This is a genomic window from Chryseobacterium elymi (genome assembly GCF_003385495.1).
GTDB lineage: Bacteria > Bacteroidota > Bacteroidia > Flavobacteriales > Weeksellaceae > Chryseobacterium > Chryseobacterium elymi.
Genome location: NZ_QNUH01000005.1, coordinates 287298 through 304280, shown reverse-complemented (window position 1 = coordinate 304280; position 16983 = coordinate 287298). Strand labels below are relative to the sequence as shown.

14 protein-coding genes are annotated in these 16983 nt (G+C 37.7%); all 14 read right to left on the bottom strand.

What is annotated here, in order from left to right:
• Positions 1-311 precede the first annotated feature (311 nt).
• The gene (locus tag DRF60_RS08175; protein WP_116011600.1) at positions 312-746 is read right to left on the bottom strand and encodes a RidA family protein; all 435 of its coding nucleotides are present in this window, start codon (positions 744-746) and stop codon (positions 312-314) included.
• A 192-nt stretch (positions 747-938) separates the two neighbouring features.
• Positions 939-1187, bottom strand: coding sequence for an FUSC family protein (locus DRF60_RS08170; protein ID WP_116011599.1), 249 nt, complete (start codon positions 1185-1187; stop codon positions 939-941).
• Positions 1188-1397: 210 nt separating this feature from the next.
• On the bottom strand, positions 1398-2228 hold the full coding sequence (locus tag DRF60_RS08165; RefSeq protein WP_238640106.1) for an HAD family hydrolase: 831 nt from the start codon (positions 2226-2228) through the stop codon (positions 1398-1400).
• Positions 2229-2287: 59 nt separating this feature from the next.
• Positions 2288-3352: a UDP-glucose--hexose-1-phosphate uridylyltransferase gene (locus DRF60_RS08160; RefSeq protein ID WP_317125820.1), complete on the bottom strand. Its 1065-nt coding sequence runs from the start codon at positions 3350-3352 to the stop codon at positions 2288-2290.
• Positions 3321-4508 (bottom strand): galactokinase, encoded by a 1188-nt coding sequence (gene galK, locus DRF60_RS08155; protein ID WP_116011597.1) that lies wholly within the window; start codon positions 4506-4508, stop codon positions 3321-3323. The genes DRF60_RS08160 and galK overlap by 32 nt, the downstream gene beginning before the upstream one ends.
• Positions 4509-4816: 308 nt before the next feature.
• Positions 4817-5800: a Gfo/Idh/MocA family protein gene (locus DRF60_RS08150; protein WP_116011596.1), complete on the bottom strand. Its 984-nt coding sequence runs from the start codon at positions 5798-5800 to the stop codon at positions 4817-4819.
• 54 nt (positions 5801-5854) lie between these two features.
• Positions 5855-6811 carry a transketolase family protein gene (locus tag DRF60_RS08145; RefSeq protein WP_116011595.1) on the bottom strand — a complete coding sequence of 319 codons (957 nt, stop codon included), beginning with the start codon at positions 6809-6811 and terminating at the stop codon, positions 5855-5857.
• A gap of 299 nt (positions 6812-7110) precedes the next feature.
• Entirely contained in the window at positions 7111-7959 is an 849-nt protein-coding gene (locus tag DRF60_RS08140; RefSeq protein WP_116011594.1) for a transketolase, read from the bottom strand.
• Between the two features lie 3 nt (positions 7960-7962).
• Positions 7963-8616 carry a fructose-6-phosphate aldolase gene (gene fsa, locus DRF60_RS08135; protein WP_116011593.1) on the bottom strand — a complete coding sequence of 218 codons (654 nt, stop codon included), beginning with the start codon at positions 8614-8616 and terminating at the stop codon, positions 7963-7965.
• A 160-nt stretch (positions 8617-8776) separates the two neighbouring features.
• Entirely contained in the window at positions 8777-10810 is a 2034-nt protein-coding gene (locus DRF60_RS08130; protein ID WP_116011592.1) for an alpha-glucuronidase, read from the bottom strand.
• A gap of 166 nt (positions 10811-10976) precedes the next feature.
• Positions 10977-11945, bottom strand: coding sequence for a glycoside hydrolase family 43 protein (locus tag DRF60_RS08125; RefSeq protein ID WP_116011591.1), 969 nt, complete (start codon positions 11943-11945; stop codon positions 10977-10979).
• 182 nt (positions 11946-12127) lie between these two features.
• Positions 12128-13249, bottom strand: coding sequence for an endo-1,4-beta-xylanase (locus DRF60_RS08120; RefSeq protein ID WP_185144579.1), 1122 nt, complete (start codon positions 13247-13249; stop codon positions 12128-12130).
• Between the two features lie 269 nt (positions 13250-13518).
• The gene (locus tag DRF60_RS08115; protein ID WP_116011590.1) at positions 13519-14973 is read right to left on the bottom strand and encodes an MFS transporter; all 1455 of its coding nucleotides are present in this window, start codon (positions 14971-14973) and stop codon (positions 13519-13521) included.
• A gap of 84 nt (positions 14974-15057) precedes the next feature.
• Positions 15058-16965, bottom strand: a complete 1908-nt coding sequence (locus tag DRF60_RS08110) for a sialate O-acetylesterase (protein WP_116011589.1) — start codon at positions 16963-16965, stop codon at positions 15058-15060.
• Positions 16966-16983 lie beyond the last annotated feature (18 nt).

Genomic DNA, 16983 nt, shown 5'->3' with positions numbered 1-16983 from the left:
CAATTATCTAATTACATCAAAGCACCAATCTAAATAGAAGTTGCCCGAGATTTTAAGTTGGATACCGTAATTAATTACAACTTGAAGATTACACAGCAAAATATTATTTTATTGATGTGTATTATCAATATTAAATTGGATAACTAAATTTTTATTATCCACTAAACTTCTAATATATCAGTTTCAGCAGTAAAGGTTGAAAATACCACATATGCTTTTACACCAGGCTTAGGCCGGCTTTGTTATATGGCTTCAATAAAGAATTTGTTTTAAAAACAACGGATTTCTCCCTCAGGACTCTTTTCTATCATTTATTTCGGCAAATGTGCAATCAATTCTACTTCCAACTTTGCTTTGGGCATATATAGCCGTTTTATTTGTACCCATGTTGCTGCTGGAAAATCTCCTTTATAAAACATCTTTCTAACGTAGTTATATTTTTTCATTGCTTCAATATCTGTTGTATATAAATTTTCTTTTACCACATTTTCAAAAGTAGCACCATAACTAGACAGCGAAGCTTTTAAAGCATTATAAACCGAAGTAATGCCTTCAGGAGTTATATCATTTGTCACGGCGCCTGAGATATAAAGAATGTTATCAACTTTTAAAACCTGAGCATAACCCGCAATGGTATCTTGCTTTGATTCATTGTTCCAATGCCATTTTTCTTTTTTAATTTTTATGTCTTGTGAAAATGTGTTTGAACAAACCAACAGAAAAAAGAGAAGTATAAAATATCGCATAATTGTTTAATGTACTATATGTAAACATGCCCATTAATATGAATTGATGCCAAATTACAAAATTTGCATGATATCTCGGAAATTACCAAACAATATTTGCCATAAAAACGCATCATTCGTATAGTCAGTATTGAAATTCAATATATTGAATTTTATTCAAGCAGCTGACAATTTCCTTTCACGTGACATTTCTTACTTTAGATTTCTGGCATTTATTTCCTCTTCTAATGCTTTTTTGCTTTTATTCCATTTGTTAACTGCATACAATACAAAAAGTAGCGGAAGGAAGGTAAAAAGTCCGAGACCATACTTTAGAGTGCTGTAAATTGCAATACCAATCAGTACACCCAAGATGACAGCATTCATTATGTCGTTGGATTTATTCTTTTTTCTTTTCTCTAAAAGTTCCTGATCGGTTAGTTCAGTTAATTCTTTTTCCATGTTTGTCTGATTTTTTGGTTTTAGTTTGTCTTACCCGAAAATTTAACTTATAAATTGACAAAATCATCTGTTTTTAGTCGATTGTAAATTTATTTTGTTAAACAGCTAAATTACAAAAAGCCAATATAAAAAGCATCAACTTTCTACTATAATTATTAGGTACAAAACACAGTCAATTTGCTATCACTAAAAGAAAGTCTGTCTACATTCTTAGGATTGGATTTTTAAATATTCACTGATGGTTTCTAAGACGCCAAAATCATCATTTGAAAGCGTAGAAAAGCTGGCGGCCACCTTTACAGAGGGATGAGCATTTTCCATTGCATAAGAATATTTAGACTTTTCCAGCATCGTAATATCATTCATATAATCTCCGAAAGACATGGTTTGGGACGGTGTAATATTCAGAAGATTCTGTAACTTTTCTAGGGCATTACCCTTGTTAATATCTTTATTCATAATATCAAGCCAGTATTTTCCAGACACAACGACTTCCAGATTATTTCCACGGAACTTTTTCAGGAAAGGGTAAAGATTCTTTTCAGCCCCACCGGGATGATAAACGGCGATCTTGAATGCATCATCCTCCACTTCTTCTCCCAAATCATTTACTTTTTGATTTTCAGTATAATATTTTGTAAAATAATCAATAAATTGCTGATCATCACTTTCATAATACGCTTTCTTTTTTGCAGACAAAACTGCTCTGGCACCGGGAATTTCACGGACAGCCGCTGTAATATCAACAATAAACTGATGGTCTAATTTATCTGCGAAAAGCTCTTTATTCTTGTAAATAACATATCCTCCATTTTCTGCAATAAAACCAATCTCATTTTTAATGTCCTCAAAATATCGGGTAATACCCGGCATTTGTCTGCCGCTTGCAGGGACAAACAGGATATTCCTTTTTTTAAGTTCTTTAAATACGGAAGGAAAGTTGGGACTTACTTCATAATCTGAATTGAGAAAAGTACCGTCCATATCTGTGACAATCAGTTTAATATCTGTCATAATAGTATTCTTTACAAAAAATTCCATTTGAATTTTTTGATGGTAATTCAATTAAAAATTTACAATACAAAGGTAAGCTCTTTTATTTATACATTTTTGTAATGTACCGCTGAAAGATGCTGCAATATTTCCGCACTTTGTTCCGGTGTTATATCGCGCTGCGGTTCTGCCAGCATTTCGTAGCCGACCATAAATTTTTTTACTTCAGCACTTCGAAGTAAAGGCGGATAAAAATGCATGTGAAAATGCCATTCAGCATGCTCTTTTCCATCTGTTGGAGATTGATGTATCCCTGCTGAATATGGAAAGGAAATATTGAAAAGATTATCGTATTTTATAGTTAAATCTTTTATTATTGAAGCTAAAGAAAGCTTTTCAGAATCTGAAAACTGAAGAATATTTTCCGCTTTTCTTTTGCTGACAATCATTGTTTCGTAAGGCCAGACTGCCCAAAACGGAACTAATGCGACAAAATCCTCATTTTCCAGAATGATTCTTTCTTTAGCTTCTAATTCTTTTCTGACATAATCTTCCAGAAGCGAACTTCCGTTCTTTTCAAAATACTTTTTAAGATTCTCCTGCGTTCTCAAAACTGTAGACGGAATTGATGACTGCGCCCAGATCTGTCCGTGAGGATGTGGATTGCTACATCCCATTACGCTTCCTTTGTTTTCAAAAATCTGAACATGGTTGATGAAATCTTCAGCTCCCAATTCTTTATACTGTTCCTGCCAAACATCTACCACTTTTTTAATATCATCGACTTCCATTTCTGGCAAAGTCAAGCTATGGTTTTCCGAAAAGCAGATAACTCTGTTAATCCCACGCTCCGGTTTTAATGAAAAAAAATCTGACTGTTCATCAGAAAATTCAACATTATCTTTCATCAAAGAACCAAAATCGTTTTCAAAAACAAAAACACCTTTGTAATTGGGATTTCTTTCGCCATTCACGCGCAGATTCCCAGAACATAAATAGCAATTCGGGTCGTAAGCTGGAAGCTTTTCTTCGGCAGCTTTCTCGGTTTGTCCCTGCCAGGGACGATTGGCTCTTTGCGGAGACACCAGAATCCACTCATCTAAAAGTGGATTGTATCTTCTGTGAGGGTGCTGCTTTTGATTAAATGACGACTTCATTTCTTTTGTATTCATTAATTCCATCCGATATTTTTACACGGTATACTTTCATTTCGATATTAAAATCTGCTTTGTATTTTGCACTGATGTTTTTAATCACACCATCAACATTTTCATCTTTAATAAGATTGATACTGCATCCTCCAAAGCCGCCGCCCATTATTCTAGCGCCCAAAACACCATTTTCTTTTAAGGTTTCTTCCACCATAAAATCCAGTTCGTCGCAGCTCACTTCAAATTCTGTCGAAAGTCCGGAATGTGTTTCGATTAGAAGCTTTCCTAAATATTCTACATCACCTTCTGATAAAGCTTTGGCAGCCTTTTCTACCCTATTGATTTCCTTTAAAAGGTACAGGCATCTTTTGTAAGACGTCTCTCCCATTTCCTTTCTCACTGCATCAAGCATTGAAAAACTGAAATCCCTGAATTTCTCTACTTCCGGGAATTTTTCCCACAATACTTTTTTACCGTTATCAACATCTTTTCTCCGGTCGTTATAGCCGGAAGTAAGATGCGTATGCTTTACACAACTGTCGAAAAGCACCAGGCTGTAACCTTCAATATTAGCTTCAAAATACTGATGCTCCAGAGAATTGCAGTCTAGCATTATCACTTGATGTTCTTTGCCGAAAACGGATGCAAACTGATCCATTATTCCACATTTTACGCCAACAAAGGTATGTTCTGATTTCTGACCGATGAGTGCCAAATCTTTCTTGGTTAGATTTAAATCAAAAATCTGGTTGAGAATATAAGCAAATCCGCATTCCAAAGCTGCTGATGAAGATAAACCCGAACCCATCGGAATGGTACTGCTGAAGGCAATTTGTAAACCGCCGATCTTTTTCCCGCTTTCTTGAATGGCGCTGAAAACACCCAGCAAATAATTAACCCAGGTCTGTGCGACCGGAGTTTGTTTTTGATGAATATTAAAGCTAAAAGATTCATTAAAATCTTTCGCAAAAAAAGTACAGATTTCTGAATCATCCACCTTTTTTACAGCAAAGCAAATATGTTTGTCAATGGCTGCAGGAAGTACAAAACCATCACTGTAATCAACGTGTTCGCCAATAATATTAATTCTTCCCGGCGCCAGAAAAAAACTTTCCGGCTCTGACTGGAAGAAAGTCTGGAATGCTTCTGTTGTATGATTGATTAATTTCTCCTTCATAGATAACTGCAATTTATGCTTTTTTAAGAGGCATTTAAAAATTAAAATTGTAAATAGTGCTTTAACTTAATCAGAATATTTTAATTACCATTTCATCAATTAAATGATTACTAATTATGTAATATTCTTAAAAAATGATATAGAGGATGTTTAAATTTTTAAAATCTCGCTGATTTAACAAATTACGCAGATTTTTATGACTGAAATAAATCTTCAAAATCCCCTTAATCTGGGAGAGGAATATTTTCTTTAGTAATTATTTCTGCGTCATAATTTTTATTGAATACAATTTAAACAGGCTCTTAATTTTATTCACCAGGAAAAACAATTCCTGACAAATTACGGATTCTGTCTAAAGTTTGCATCAGCAACAAACTTCCGGCGTGAGTTAAGATTGGACTTTCGGTAAGACCATTTTGCAGGCATTCTGTGGCATGACGTGCCTCAAACTGGTAGCCAAATCCAGCATTCTGTTCTACTCCAATAATATTTTTCTCTCCATTGGCATAATATTCCAGAGTGGACGACGGTTCATAGAAAGGGGTGGTTAATTTCAGACGACCCAATGTACCACATATTTCTACTTCGGTAGCAAGATCGGCTGATAAAGTCGAAAACAAACTTGCCATACTCCCGTTATCATACTTGAAAATAATACCACATTGCTCATCAACACCTTGTTCTGCGGCAACAATGCTGACGTTAATTTCATCCGGTTTACCCAAGACATCCAATGCTGTAAAAACATTATAAATACCAATATCCATCAATGATCCTCCTCCTGATTCAGGGTTGAGCAAACGAGAAGCAGGGTCTGCATTCGCTTGAAAACCGAAATTAGCTAAAACCACTTGTATGTCTCCCAAAACACCGGTTTTCACCATCTCCATCATTTTTTGATAATGAGGCAGCAATTTTGTCCATAGAGCATCCATCAAAAACAGTTTTTTCTGACGGGATAACTCTATCATTTCAGTTGCCTGTTTTGCGTTCAGGGCAAATGGTTTTTCACAGAGAACAGCTTTGCTATTATTGAGACATAACAACGTATTTTCTTGATGCAGGTTGTGCGGTGTTGCGATGTAAATGATATCTACCACATTACTTTCTGCAAGCTCTTTATAACTTCCAAAACTGAATGGAATGTTAAAATCTTCGCAAAAACTTTGAGCTTTTTGAAGTGAGCGAGATCCGGCTGCAGTCAGTTCTGCACCTTCTACGTACTTGAGGTCTGCCGCAAACTTGTGAGCAATAGTTCCTGTACCCAGAATTCCCCATCTTATTTTTTTCATATTTTGATTAATGAAATATTGGCAAAAATCGGAAAGTTTATTTTTAACTCTAAATTACTTTTTTCTTTTCATCACTTTTTTTACGGCTTCTACAATGTCATTTGCAGTTAAACCGTATTTCTCCATCAGTTGGTCGGGAGTTCCGCTTTCTCCGAAACTATCGTTTACGGCAACATATTCCTGAGGCGCAAGATATTCTGTAATCAGAAGCTGAGCAACGCTGTCTCCCAAACCACCTAATCTGTTGTGTTCTTCGGCAGTCACAACGCAACCCGTTTTCTTAACTGATTTTAAAACTGCTTCAGCATCCAAAGGTTTAATCGTGTGAATATTGATAATTTCAGCATCAATTCCCTGCTCTTCCAGGATTTCTCCGGCTTTTATCGCTTCCCAAACCAAATGTCCGGTAGCAATGATGGTTACGTCTTTTCCTTCGTTGACCATCCAGGCTTTTCCGATTTCGAATGTTTGATTTTCATCAGTAAAAACAGGAATTACAGGTCTCCCAAAACGCAGGTAAACCGGACCTTCATAATCTGCAATCGCAATCGTTGCCGCTTTGGTTTGGTTGTAGTCGCAAGTGTTGATGACCGTCATTCCGGGAAGCATTTTCATCAGTCCGATGTCTTCCAGAATCTGGTGTGTTGCACCATCTTCGCCCAAAGTCAAGCCGGCGTGAGAAGCACATATTTTCACATTTTTGTCAGAATAAGCTACCGACTGACGAATCTGGTCATAAACTCTTCCGGTAGAGAAATTGGCAAATGTTCCCGTGAATGGAATCTTACCTTGAATTGCCAAACCTGCTGCAATTCCGATCATATTGGCTTCAGCAATTCCAATCTGGAAAAAACGTTCGGGTGCTTTTTCGATGAATTTTTCCATTTTGAGGGAACCGATAAGGTCGGCGCAAAGGGCTACGACATCAGGATTTTTATCCGCCAATTCTGCAAGACCGGCTCCGAAACCACTTCGGGTATCTTTTTTTTCTGTGTAGGTATATTTTTTCATTGTACTACTTGTTGAAATGATTTTAATGTAGATTTACATTGTTATAAATTCCATAGGTTGCACCTACGGCTATTGATATTGAACCCTTCGGGTTCTGTTCTATTAATAGAATTCATTCTAAACTTTGTTAAATAATTCTAAAACGTTGAATCTCGCAGCCCGACTTGAGTGGAGCTCTTTTTCTGTTATTGCGATGGTCTAAAAGTTCTACAGATTGCTTCACTTCGTTCGCAATGACAGAAAAAAGCGGGAACGGAAGGCGGATAAAGCTGCCCAAAATATTTGACTGATTATGATGTCTAATAATCTCCTAACGTTTCTTCAAGTTGGTCTAATGCTTTTGCTAATTGCTCATCGTTAGGCGCTTTTCCGTGCCAAGCGTGCGTTCCCATCATATAATCGACACCGTGACCCATTCCGGTTTTCAGAAGAATACAAATCGGCTTTCCCTGTCCGGTCAATGATTTTGCTTGGTCCAGAATTTTAAGAATTTCTTCCATATCGTTTCCTTTTTCTACTTCCAGAACTTTCCAGTCGAAGGCTTCGAATTTGGTTTTAAGGTTACCCAAAGAAAGGACTTTGGAAGTGGGTCCATCAATCTGCTGGCCGTTGTAATCTATGGTTGCAATCAAATTATCAACTTTGTTGTGAGAGGCATACATTATCGCTTCCCAATTCTGACCTTCCTGCAGTTCGCCGTCGCCGTGAAGACTGAAAATCAAATTCTCGTCTTTATCCAGTTTTTTACCAACAGCGTGACCGATGGCAACCGACAAACCCTGACCAAGAGAACCGGAAGCAATCCGGATTCCTGGCAAACCTTCGTGCGTGGTTGGATGGCCTTGTAATCTGGAATTCAGTTTTCTGAAGGTTGCCAGTTCTGGCTTATCGAAATAACCTGCGTGCGCCAAAACGCTGTAGAAAACAGGCGAAATATGACCATTGGAAAGATAAAAAGCATCTTCCCCTTTAGCTTCCATATCGAAGCCTTCCTTTCTTTTCATTACATCAAAATAAAGCGCGACCAGAAAGTCTGTGCAACCCAACGAACCGCCGGGATGACCGGATTGACAGGCGTGAACCATTCTTACAATATCTCTTCTCACCTGGGAAGCGATATGATTAAGTTTTGAAATATCGTGCTGCATAAATTATTGCATTTTTTGTGAATCTTTGACGAACTGCTCCAATCCTGAATCTGTCAAAGGATGTTTTAATAAAGAAAGAATCGGCTGAATCGGACAAGTCACGACATCAGCACCGATTTTTGCACAATTGATGATGTGCATACTGTGTCTTACAGAAGCTGCTAAAATCTCTGTTTCGTAGCCATAATTATCGAAAATAAGACGGATTTCTTCAATAAGATTCAAACTGTCTGTCGAAATATCATCCAATCTTCCCAGGAACGGAGAAACATAGCTTGCACCGGCTTTTGCTGCCAAAAGAGCTTGTCCGGCAGAGAAAATTAATGTGCAATTGGTTTTGATTCCTTTGTTGGAAAAGTATTTCAAAGCTTTTACTCCGTCTTTTATCATTGGAATTTTCACAACGATGTTCGGATGGATCGCTGCAAGAATTTCGCCTTCTGCAATCATTTCTTCGTAGGTTGTAGAAAGAACTTCCGCTGAGATAGCACCATCAACAATTTCGCAAATGTATTTGTAATGTTGAATGATCGCTTCGTTTCCGCTGATTCCTTCTTTTGCCATCAATGTCGGGTTGGTAGTTACACCATCCAAAATTCCTAATTCGTTGGCTTCTTTGATCTGTTCTAAGTTGGCAGTGTCAATAAAAAATTTCATAAGTATATATTGTTAAATTTGTTTAAGTGTTAAAATTACACTTAAATATCTGTTCGTACAATTTTCTCTGAAATTTTAGATTCATTTAATTTAATAATCTTAATATTTCAGAGAAAAATCAGAAAAAAAATATAATAAGGGATTCTTACGTGTCAGAGTCTTAATTATGATGTCCCATATTCAGTTTTATTTTCTTCAAATCCTCCAGTTCGTGAACCGGTCTTTCTATGTCGTAAGGAATCGGCATTTTTGAATAGGTCTGGAAATAAAGCAGACAAGCATCTTTCCACCAAACGGCATCTTTAGCCTGAATCTTTAATCTCGATTGAATATGTTGGAATCGTTCTTCATCAAGGTAAGGCTGTACTTTCTCCCAAACTTTTTGATACTCGCGGACATTTTTTACACCTGTATCATATTTGTAAGAGAGTTCTTCCCAGAACGTTTTGCCGTTTTTCATCTGATAATCCCACGGAACGTGATGGAACCAGAGAATGAGGTTTTCGGGAGTCGTTTTGATATTTCCATAGATGTCATTGAGTGGAGGAAAATATTGTGAAACAGCATTACTTCCCGTTTTGGTTCTGTCAAAACCAATTCCCTTTGCATTAGCCTGATGATAATACACCGGTGACCAATCTGGTCTTCCGCCTTTATAATCTCCCCAAGGTTCGGGACCATAGTGATGCCCGCCTGCGAAAATATGATGAAGACCGAGCGGCATCATATAATCTACGGCAGTTTCTCTCGAAGTCAGCATCATTTCTTTTACTGGATTGATGAATTTTTCATTATCCGTAAATGTCATTTTAATCCATTCGTCAGCAATCTGTTCTGAAGACAAATTGTGGTTCCAAGCCAAACGTCCGAAAGCATACCAGTTGGCTTGTGCAAAATGATGACCCGTCCAGTTTTTATCTTCACCAATATTGGCAACAGCAGAAATTGCGGTTAATTTTGCAGGTCTTAAAGTTCCGTCCGTAATTTTGGCAATTGTAGAGCCTTTTCCATCAGCATAGGTATCGCTGTCAAGTGTTTCCTTAAACAAAGGTGCGAGATAAACCAGATGATTTGAGAATCCCAAATATTCCTGAGTAATCTGAAATTCAACCATTTCGGAAGTTTTTTTCAACGCTCCAAAAAGCGGATTGAATGCTTCACGGGGCTGAAAATCAACTGGTCCGTTTTTAATCTGAATAATAACATTATCCCTGAATTTCCCATCAAGAGGAACAAATTCCAGATAAGCCTGTTTTGCCCGATCTTCTTTGCTTGGGCTGTACACAAAAGCCCTCCACATTACAATTCCGCCGTAAGGTTTCAGAACATCTGCCATCATATTGGCTCCGTCTGCGTGGGTTCTTCCGTAATCCTGCGGACCGGGTTGTCCTTCGGAATTGGCCTTCACCAAAAAACCTCCAAAGTCAGGAATTAATTTATAAATTTCTGATGCTTTATCTTTCCACCATTTCTGAACCTCTTTATTTAAAGGATCTGAATTTTCTAATCCACCCAAAACCTTCGGTGATGAGAAATTGACTGATAAATAAACTTTGATTCCGTAAGGTCTGAAAATATCTGCGAGAGCTTTTACTTTTTCAAGATAATCTTTTCGGAGCATATTGGGCGAAGCATTCACATTGTTAAGAACAGTTGCGTTAATTCCGATAGATGCATTGGCTCTTGCATATTCTTCGTATCTCGGCGAAATGGTGTTCGGCAAATCTTCCCATTTCCAAAGCGAATGTCCGGCATAACCGCGCTCAATCGTTCCGTCCAGATTATCCCAATGGTTGAGAATCCTGACATCATATGATGGTTTTTCTGTAATATTCAAATTTGCCAATGCAGATTTTGTCTGTTGTAAACGTAAAATATGGTAAACACCGTACAACAATCCGATTTCTTTTTCGGCAGAAATGACCAGTTTATTCTGAACTGATTTTATGGTATAACCGCCTTTCAGATTTTTTAATGATTTGTCAGTTCGAAGTTCAATTTCCTGACCCTGCCAATGATTCATCAATTCTTTTTTGGCGATATTCAGAGTCGGATTGTTTCCTTTGGAAATAATTTTATCTGCCGAAATTCCGTTCTTAGCCGGGAAGCGAAGCCAAAGCTGACTTCCGTCTTCTGCGAAAATTGAGAATGGAATCATTAGAAATAATAGGATGTACAGTCGGAAATAGCGCATTAGATTTTCTTTTAATTTTTATTTAAATAAGTTTTGGCTAAAGCCAAATTGTATCTCTTTAAACGGGCTTCCTTCGACTCAGCTCAGGATGACATTGCCCGTTTCTATTGATAATAGGATTTCATCCTATCCTTCGTTAAATCGTTCCTTCGGGACTTTTTATAGATTATTCTTCTAAACCTTCAATGGTTTTAATTTTACCATTGCTGTCATATTCAAGTTCAATAACTTTCATACTTCTGAGCCAGGTTTTTCCTTCACTTGGAACTGAGTCGTGGAAGAACAGATACCATTTTCCTTTGAATTCAACAATGCTGTGATGAGTTGTCCATCCAACGACAGGCGTCAGAATTTCTCCCTGAAAAGTAAAGGGACCATAAGGATTGTCGCCGGTTGCATAACATATCAAATGGGTGTCGCCGGTAGAATATGAAAAATAATATTTGCCATTGTATTTGTGCATCCACGACGCTTCGAAAAAGCGGTGCTTGTCACCGTGAAGCAATGGATTTCCGTTTTCGTCAAGAATCAGAACATCTTTCGGTTCTTCACCGAATTCCAGCATATCATCGCTCAATAAAACAACTTTTGAAGGAATTGCAGGTTCGTTATCATTAGGAATTACGGCTGACTCCAATGCTTTGTTGTCTCTGTAACGCTGCAATTGTCCGCCCCAGATTCCACCAAAATACATATAATGTTTTCCGTTTTCTTCAAAAATACAAGGGTCGATGCTATAACTTCCCATCATCGGATGTTTCTCCGGAATAAATGGTCCATAAGGTTTATCACTTATCGCAACACCGATTCTGAAGATGTCATTTTTATCTTTTAATGGAAAATACATATAATATTTACCGTTTTTGAATGCCACATCACAATCCCACAACTGTCTACCAGACCACGGAATATCTTTTACCGAAAGGACGACACCGTGGTCTGTGATTTCGCCGTTTTCAACATCATCCAAAGAGAAAACGTGATAATCGTTCATATCAAAATGGTCTCCGTTGTCATTTTCTTCGATTCCACTTTCACGGTCGTGGGACGGATAAATATAAATTTTGTCTTCAAAAACATGTACGGACGGGTCTGCCATATAATCTTTCGGGAACAGATATTTTGATTTTTTCATTTTTAATATAGATATTTAGATAATAGACTGATGGATGATAGATTTTATTGAATTAGATTTTCTCAAATTCTGGAGATTAATGAAATCAAGGATCTGCTTGATTTGCTAAATCTGCGAGAGAAATATTTTTTAATCTTTTTAAACCTTATAGGTTTTGAAAACCTATAAGGTTTGAAGCTGCATTATTTTTCTTTTGTTAATTGGATGATTTTTTCAACCACTGGTTTTGTCTCACCATTCCGGTCGAAAAGTAACGGATAATCGGTTCTGCCTTTTACCGGGAAATCATTTTTCCAGGATTGGGCATCGGTAGTTCCCCACAAGGTTACTCTCCTGATTTTATCCTGATGTTTCAGGAATAATCTGAAAAAATCCAGATAACGGTTTTCCCATTCTGTTTTTACATTTTCGGGAAGTCCGGCTGTGTAAGGATTCATTTTTGCTTCATATTCTACTTTATCGGAAACGTTGGCAGAAGTTCCCCAAGGTGAAGGAAGTGCGCTGATTTCCATTTCAGTAACATTCACTTTTACGCCGTTTGCTGTGTAGTCAAGAATTGCTTTTTCGTATTCGTCAAGGGTTGGCGTATCGAGACCAACGTGGGTCTGCATTCCTACTCCATCTATTCGGATTCCTCTCGATTTTAGAGTTTGAACCATTTTGCTCACGGTCTGAACTTTTCCGGAATACCATTCGTTATAATCGTTGTAATAGAGTTCTGCATTCGGGTCTGCTTCCTGAGCGTACTGAAATGCTAAAGGAATAAATTCTTCGCCCAGAATTTCGTAGAATTTACTTTTACGGTAAGTTCCATCTTCCATAATGGCTTCGTTGACGACATCCCAACCTTTTACGCGACCTTTGTATCGGGTGACAACGGTGGTAATGTGACTTTTCATTCTTTGTTTTAAAACTTCCGGAGAAACGTCTTTTCCGCCTTTGTCTACGAAAAACCATTTGGGTAACTGCGAATGCCAAATCAACGTATGACCGATGATGAACATTTTATTTTTCTCCCCGAAAGCGACAAATTTATCTGCATCGTCGAAAAAGAATTTCCCTTCTTCAGGTTGAAGGAACATTGATTTCATACAGTTTTCTGCAACAATGGAACTAAACTGATTTTTGATAATCTCAACAGATTTCACCTCTGTTTCATGAATCTGCGGAAGACTCATTGCTGTTCCGATATAGAATTTATCTTTAAATGCGTTTTTTAAGGTGGTGCCAGAACTAGCCGTACCTGCTGTTTTGCAGGAGACAGCTAAGGTTAAGATTCCTAATAATGTTGCTATTTTTTTCATAATTATTTTTTTAATATTTAACGCTAAGTCCGTGAAGATTTTCCAAACTACTAAACTTTTCAGGGTTCGCAAAGGCGTTTCACTCAGCAATTCAATCAGCCTTGTCAAGGTTTTGAACCTTGACAAGGCTTCTTTAGCGACGAATTACACGCAGCCCGGCTTGAACGGAGCTCTTTTTATTTTTCGATGCCTGAGCTTAGTCGAAGGCAACGAAAAATAAAAAAGCGGGAGTGGAAGACGGAAATAGCTGCCCAAATTTTTATTACATTTTAATCTTTCGCTTTTCTTCTTTCTTTAAGGTCGTGCTCGATTTCGATTTCTTTTTTCTTGTTGATTTCATAAAATATCAGTAATCCACACGCTAAAAAGAACGGAATGGAAGGAAATACACTGACCAGCATTTTTGCTCCTGTAGAAACGCTTTCGGGCTGAACAGCGCTCATTGCACCTTCTGACGAAATGTAACCGTATTTTCCGATAATCAGCGCAACTAATGAACTTCCGATGCTTAATCCAACTTTCAGACCGACCATCATTGCCGAGAAAATAATTGCTGTTGCACGTCTGTTGTTTTTCCATTCTGAATAATCTGCGACATCGGCAATCATTGCCCAAAGCAAGGGCGTTCCGATGCCATAAAAGAAACCGTGTAAAATCTGAGACAGGAACATCAATCCGACCGATTTTGGAGGATAAAATATGAATGCCAGCACAAATAAAGTTGAAATAAAAAGTGAAGCAATAAATGCATCTTTTTTGCCATATTTGTCTGCAAATTTTTTAGAAAAAGCAATCCCGACAATCATCATAATAATTCCGCCTGCATTAAACAGTCCGAAACCAGCTGAACGAGCATCTTCACCAAAGAAATTCATCCCGACGGAATTGAAGAAATTGGTAATCGGTGATATAAACTGCTGAAGTGAAGTTTCGTCTACATAATTATTAAAATAATATACATATGAACCGCCTTTCATCGCCAAAGTAATGAAAATCAATGCAGTAACAGATAACATAATAATCCACGGCTTGTTTTTCTTTAAATCCTTTAAATCGGCACCTAAAGTAGATTCCTGCTCCGGCTTTGGAATGACTCTTTCTTTGGTGGTAAGAAAAGTGATGAGCAACATTACTGTTCCGATAACAGCCAGCCAGGTCATCACAACCTCGATTCCGGCTGCTTTATCGCCGTGTCCTGCTGATAAAATAATCGGTAACATAAATACCTGAACGAAGAACTGCGCAAACATTACGGCTACAAAACGGTAAGACGAAATACTGTTTCTTTCGCTCATATCGCCTGTAATCACGCCACTTAAAGCTGCATAAGGTAAATTATTGGCTGCATAAAGCAATAATAAAACAGAGTACGTAATTGCTGCATAAATCATTTTTCCTTTATAAGAAAAATCGGGTGTGCTGAAGGCAAAAAGTGCCGCCGCACCCAACGGAATTGCCGTTAATAAAATCCAAGGACGGAATTTCCCCCACTTGGTTCGTGTTCTGTCTGCCAAAGCACCAATCAAGGGGTTGAAGACAAAACCAGCCAATAATCCAACGATGAGGGTGATAATAGAGGCGTCTTCCGGTTTTAACCCGTAAATATCTGTGTAAAAATAAGCTAAATACGTCACCAAAGTCTGAAATACCAGATTGGCAGCTAAATCTCCTAAACTGTAGCCGATTTTCTCAACGACAGATATTTTTTGAGATGAGTTATTCATATGAAATTAGATATTAGATGACAGACAAATAGATCATAGATTAAAATCTTCTGTCTTTATTTTTTATTATATATAGTTTACTAATTATTCTGTAGTAAAAGGCGATGCGGGAAGCCCGGTTTTATTTTTTAAGTTTCCGTCGGGATTGTCTGCCCAATCGTATCTTACTGAAACCGGATTTGAAATGGTGTCGTTCCAGACAATGATATTGTTGCCTTCGATTTTTGCGTTTGCCCATTCGTATTTTCCGTCTTTTCCTTTGATGGCAAAACCTTTCAATTCAGAAACATTTTCAAAATCATCAGTTCCGGTTTTAAAGGAAAGAATAATTTTATTTCCTTCAATTTTCATTGACTGATAAACCGGGCCGTCTGCGATGATATTCTTTTTGTCGGCAACTTTAAGCGCCTGCAATGCCAATCTGTCACCGACTGTTTTCTTGTTTAAAGGATGAATGTCGTTCCACTCTCCTATATCGATAATTACGGCAAGTCCGGTGTTTGGAACTTTCAGCGAAACCTGACGCTGTTGGTCTCTTAATTCTGCCCAATTGCTTTCAATAGGCTGTGTTTTGGGTTCCATAAAATTAGCTAATTGTACGGTGAAGAAAGGCAAATCTTTCTGGTTCCATTTGTTTCGCCAATCGGTAATCATTGTGGTCAGCAAATCGCCGTATTCTTTTGGTTTTCCGGTGTTGCTTTCGCCTTGATACCAAATGGCGCCTTTGATGCTATAATTGATAAGCGGATTAATCATTGCATTGTACAATCCGGTCGGTTTCCAACGGATGAAAGTAGTTCCGGGAGCCATTTTTCCCATTTTAGCACCGATTTTAAATTTCCATTCGGTTTTTAAATCGATTTTATTTCCGTCAATTTCGAGGTAATAAGGTTTGTCAGTGATGAACTGCCCTTTTCCGCTTCCGTTGGAAATTCTAACAGCAATGACGTTTTTTCCTTCTCTTAAAACGCCTGCCGGAATATCGTACCAACGCGGCGGATATTCATAAGTTACATTTCCGACTTTTGTTCCGTTGATGTAGGTGACATCTGCATCTTTTATTCTTCCTAAATTTAGAAAAGCGGCTTTTCCTGCCTGATTTTTGGTTAAATTAATTTCTTTTCTGAACCAAACCGAACCTTCAAAAGAACCTTCTTTATCTTCCCAAGAACCTGGAATGTTCATTGTTTTCCAATCAGAATCGTTTAGGTCGAAATTTTCCCAATGTTGGTTTAATCCGATATCGCTTTGGTCGAGTTCTGCGTACCAAGCCTTGCTCAACGCCTGTTCGCCAGATTCTGTAGATTTTATCAAATCATCGTTCTGCCATTTTTTTGCTTCGTCCAGATATTCAGGATATTTTTTCAGAGAATTTTCATCCATCCACGCCTGAATCGGAGAACCGCCTAAACTGGAATGAATAATTCCAACGGCCACTTTATTTTTCTGACTTAATTCTTTAGCAAAAAAATAGGCAACTCCAGAAAAATTAAGAATCGTTTGTGGATTTGTAGCTTCCCATTTTCCGCCATCAAGCTCAGTTTGAGGTGACTTAAAATTATATTTTTGAGGAACCGTAAAAAACCTGATGTTCTGATTATTTGCATTTTTGATTTCATTCGCATAAAGCGGAGTCAGTCTGCGCATCGGAAGTTCCATATTCGATTGCCCTGAAGCGAGCCAGACATCACCAATGAGAATATCTTTTAATATAATTTCATTGATGGTCATCGTGTAAGGACCTCCGGCTTTCTGCTCGGGAAGTGTGATTTTCCAGTTCCCGCTTTGGTCGGCTGTGGTTTTATATTTTTTATTGAGGAATTTTACTTCTACTTTTTCTCCTGCATCAGCTTTTCCCCAAACATTCAGTTTTTGGTTACGCTGCAAAACCATTCCGTCTGAAACCAGCGCCGGAAGCTTGATTTTGGCTTCAATGAAAATGCAGAATATGCAGAAAAACAAGCTTAAAATTGTGTTGAGTTTATTGTTCATATGGGGTTAAAATATTTT

Bases quoted from the DNA above. Each gene is read 5' to 3' on its own strand.
- DRF60_RS08175 (WP_116011600.1), bottom strand. From the start codon at position 746: ATGCGATATTTTATACTTCTCTTTTTTCTGTTGGTTTGTTCAAACACA.
- DRF60_RS08170 (WP_116011599.1), bottom strand. From the start codon at position 1,187: ATGGAAAAAGAATTAACTGAACTAACCGATCAGGAACTTTTAGAGAAA.
- DRF60_RS08165 (WP_238640106.1), bottom strand. From the start codon at position 2,228: ATGGAATTTTTTGTAAAGAATACTATTATGACAGATATTAAACTGATT.
- DRF60_RS08160 (WP_317125820.1), bottom strand. From the start codon at position 3,352: ATGAATACAAAAGAAATGAAGTCGTCATTTAATCAAAAGCAGCACCCT.
- galK (WP_116011597.1), bottom strand. From the start codon at position 4,508: ATGAAGGAGAAATTAATCAATCATACAACAGAAGCATTCCAGACTTTC.
- DRF60_RS08150 (WP_116011596.1), bottom strand. From the start codon at position 5,800: ATGAAAAAAATAAGATGGGGAATTCTGGGTACAGGAACTATTGCTCAC.
- DRF60_RS08145 (WP_116011595.1), bottom strand. From the start codon at position 6,811: ATGAAAAAATATACCTACACAGAAAAAAAAGATACCCGAAGTGGTTTC.
- DRF60_RS08140 (WP_116011594.1), bottom strand. From the start codon at position 7,959: ATGCAGCACGATATTTCAAAACTTAATCATATCGCTTCCCAGGTGAGA.
- fsa (WP_116011593.1), bottom strand. From the start codon at position 8,616: ATGAAATTTTTTATTGACACTGCCAACTTAGAACAGATCAAAGAAGCC.
- DRF60_RS08130 (WP_116011592.1), bottom strand. From the start codon at position 10,810: ATGCGCTATTTCCGACTGTACATCCTATTATTTCTAATGATTCCATTC.
- DRF60_RS08125 (WP_116011591.1), bottom strand. From the start codon at position 11,945: ATGAAAAAATCAAAATATCTGTTCCCGAAAGATTATATGGCAGACCCG.
- DRF60_RS08120 (WP_185144579.1), bottom strand. From the start codon at position 13,249: ATGAAAAAAATAGCAACATTATTAGGAATCTTAACCTTAGCTGTCTCC.
- DRF60_RS08115 (WP_116011590.1), bottom strand. From the start codon at position 14,973: ATGAATAACTCATCTCAAAAAATATCTGTCGTTGAGAAAATCGGCTAC.
- DRF60_RS08110 (WP_116011589.1), bottom strand. From the start codon at position 16,965: ATGAACAATAAACTCAACACAATTTTAAGCTTGTTTTTCTGCATATTC.